We start from the raw sequence: 3,012 nt of genomic DNA, 5'->3' as shown, positions 1-3,012 counted from the left end.
CCCTTTTGTTGCTTGAGCATCTTAGCCGTTCGACTCGGCAGTTGAGGGCAAGCCCCTAGTCTTGAACTCCAATAAACTAGGTCGCAATCCTTAGGGCTTTTATCACCTTTAACCTTTACATACTCAGTGCTACTGCTACTACTAAATTCTGAGTGTGTGAGTAACCGGAGGGGGTGAGCATGTCCCTCCCTGGTTGCGAATACCCAGTTTTTATCGCTTGTGGATGTCCAGAAACGTCTGTGTCCGTCATTGATATTTCCACAACGACGTTTTGCCCATCTACGAAGTTTTAGGTATGTGAGGTAATCTTGTTTCGATAGTTCTCCAATTGTCTGAGCGTCAGAGTTTTTATAGTATGAAGTCCATCCCCTTATTACAGGATTAAGGTCTTTGATTAGTGCCGCTTGTGGCGATGACTCATGTTTTTTGCTCGGCGCTTGCGATTTCCTCTTGGTGTGCCTTACTCGCCTTCTTTGATGGGGTGATGAGTGTATCAAAACCCAATATCCTACCTTTGGAGTCCCTATCACTCCGGTATTTACCAACTGGGTGTTGTTGGATGTGATGACCTAAAAAGTCAAATCCAGCAAAACCATCCTCACTCCACTCAGGATTGAGTGTATGACTTAGCCGAGTCTTTTCAGGTTTTAATTCCAAGTCTATACCGGCTAACCATTCAGAGATAATTTCTCTGCATCTAGTGACAACGGCTATATCTTGATGTAGGACAACAAAATCATCTGCATATCTGATGATACTTAGACTCTTCATTCTGTCTCTTTTTGACATTATTTTCCCACTAGAAGGATATCTAAGTGGGAGTGTTGTGGCATATTGCTTTAACACTTCTTCTAAACCGTGAAGGGCAATGTTAGCCAAAAGTGGAGAAATCACCCCACCTTGTGGTGTTCCAAGGGATGTAGCAGTAAACACCCCTTGGTCTATGACTCCAGATTTTAGCCAAGCTTTTATTTGTTGCCTGACTTTACCCTTAATGTTGATTTTCTGGAGTAGGGTTAAATGGTTGATGCGCTCAAAGCATTTGGCTATGTCTGCATCTAATACAAACTTCGCCTTTTGTTGTATACAATCTTTAATTTGTCTGATGGCATCGTGGCAAGACCTTCCTGGTCTAAAACCGTAACTGTTTGGCTCAAAGTAAGCCGACCATTCTGGTTCTAGAGCGGCTTTAACAACCGCTTGTAAAGCTCTATCGTAAATTGTTGGGATACCCAGGGGGCGTTTTTCATCTCTGCCCGGTTTGGGAATCCATACCCTTCTCGTGGGTTTAGATTTGCCGGTGAGTTTTAATTGCCCTACAAGTTTCATACGTGCTGCTGGGGATAGGGATTTAATGCCATCCACGCCTGCGGTCTTTTTACCTTGATTTTCTTGTGTTACCCTTCGTACTGATAGAACTCTATTAGACCTTGACCTCATCAGTGTCTTTTGGAGTTTGCGAATAAGCTTGACATTGCCACAACGGGAAGCAGCATAGATGCGATGAGAGCAACTTGAAGACATATCGTTCAACTTTAGGCCAATTGATATTCTTCCATCCCTCAGTATTCGATTTTGCATCTGATTTAGGCTGATACATTGCTACTTGTACCTCTAGCTTTAACACCTTGCGGTTCACGTTAGCTTATCCAGGTTATTACACCATCCCTTTTCAGGCATTACCTGTCAATTCAGGTTTGGCGCTTTGCTTCTTGAACCATCGCTTCATCATGTAGCTTTTGGTTTGACTGCCTACCTTACTAATCGTCCTCGTAAGGAGCATAAAGAGGGTTACTTCGTTCCTGATATCCATTGGTTAAGCTCTTTAGGATGTGTCTATCCACCGAGGTTTTATGGGAGTGCGCTAACTCAATAGAAGGAATTTGTTAGCCCTTACCTCTGTTAGCTATTCCTAGCGCAGGGTTCAGATTAAGGTAAATCTGTGAGCTTATATACCCTGCCGAACCATTACGATAACTCGACGACACTTAGTTTGCTCTACCCATCGAACTTTTGCTGGCGTCAGATGCTTTCAGCTATTACCATCTGGACCGCTTTCACCCCCGCTTTACAGATTTGATAGTCAGTCTCTTTCTGTAGGGGCAACCTATTTCTAGGTTGTTTGTGTGCTTTCAACCTCGCACCTGGGCGATAGGACTTGGTGTTTTCTGGTTGGAGTTATGATGATGGTGGATTCCTTCATCTTTTCTCCTGACCTCTAGCTGTCTTTGCTGAATTGCTCGGTTAGGTTTCTTCACCTATATGGATATCAAGTTGTCATTAGTAGAGGATTTTAAGTGCGAACTCTACCCTAGTGGGTTACTCTACTAAAGCCAGTCATCCTCCTAATATTAGGTTTCGACTGAACGAATCGCACCTTGGTTCAACGAGGGATCTTGCAAGAGACTTGTTGCCAAGTCTTTTCAGAGGATCGTCTCTCCGCAAGCGTTGAAAGTTTCCGGGTGCCCCACGGTACTTAACTGATAGCCAGTCTGTTTTAGCGCTTTATCCAAAATATTTATTGCTGCATTATGGTCGTGGTCTAACACGCAATTGCATCGACAAATATGCGTGGGGAAAGACAGGGATTTCTTCACAATTTCACCGCAGCTAGAACATTTTTGGCTGGTATATTGGGGTGGCACTCCTACCACAACTCGACCATAAACTTTGCCCAAATACTCCAACCACTGCGTGAACTGCGACCCTTGCAGCATCGCATCCCCCCCAACCCCCCTTAATCAGGGGGGTGCCTCAGGCGGGGGGATGGTGATTCTTCACCATGTTCTTCACTTGCAGTTTCTCTACCGCCACAAAATCGTTGGATTTCACGACGCACAGTGCCGTCTTAACGGGCATTGCTCTTTACGTTGGCGGGAAACTTTTAAATGCTTGCGTCCTAACCGATTAATCGCGCGCTTACGATTGCGAGACCCCTTTTCCTTTCTGGAAACCCGGCGCTGCAACCTCTTTAAAGCTTTCTCCGATTTACACAGATGGCGCGGATTCTCC

Annotated in this window: 4 protein-coding genes; all 4 read right to left on the bottom strand. The window is 44.8% G+C overall.

All coding sequences use genetic code 11. The features are described from left to right. The coding region (locus ACE1CM_RS12600; protein WP_374877830.1) for a group II intron maturase-specific domain-containing protein at positions 1-530 on the bottom strand (530 nt) is incomplete at its 3' end. Beyond that, a complete protein-coding gene (locus ACE1CM_RS12595) occupies positions 418-1,524 on the bottom strand; it encodes a reverse transcriptase domain-containing protein (RefSeq protein ID WP_374877829.1) in 1,107 nt (368 codons plus the stop codon). The genes ACE1CM_RS12600 and ACE1CM_RS12595, both read right to left, overlap by 113 nt. An 899-nt stretch (positions 1,525-2,423) precedes the next feature. Next, complete coding sequence (locus ACE1CM_RS12590; RefSeq protein WP_374877827.1) at positions 2,424-2,717, bottom strand: zinc ribbon domain-containing protein; 294 nt, start codon at positions 2,715-2,717, stop codon at positions 2,424-2,426. Between the two features lie 111 nt (positions 2,718-2,828). After that, positions 2,829-2,966: a hypothetical protein gene (locus ACE1CM_RS12585; protein WP_374877832.1), complete on the bottom strand. Its 138-nt coding sequence runs from the start codon at positions 2,964-2,966 to the stop codon at positions 2,829-2,831. Positions 2,967-3,012: the final 46 nt, after the last annotated feature.

Source organism: Microseira sp. BLCC-F43, from assembly GCF_041929235.1.
Lineage (GTDB): Bacteria > Cyanobacteriota > Cyanobacteriia > Cyanobacteriales > Aerosakkonemataceae > Microseira.
Note: the sequence above shows the minus strand (reverse complement) of the source record. Positions and strands in the feature narration are given on the sequence as shown.

Bases quoted from the DNA above. Each gene is read 5' to 3' on its own strand.
- ACE1CM_RS12590 (WP_374877827.1), bottom strand. From the start codon at position 2,717: ATGCTGCAAGGGTCGCAGTTCACGCAGTGGTTGGAGTATTTGGGCAAA.
- ACE1CM_RS12595 (WP_374877829.1), bottom strand. From the start codon at position 1,524: ATGTCTTCAAGTTGCTCTCATCGCATCTATGCTGCTTCCCGTTGTGGC.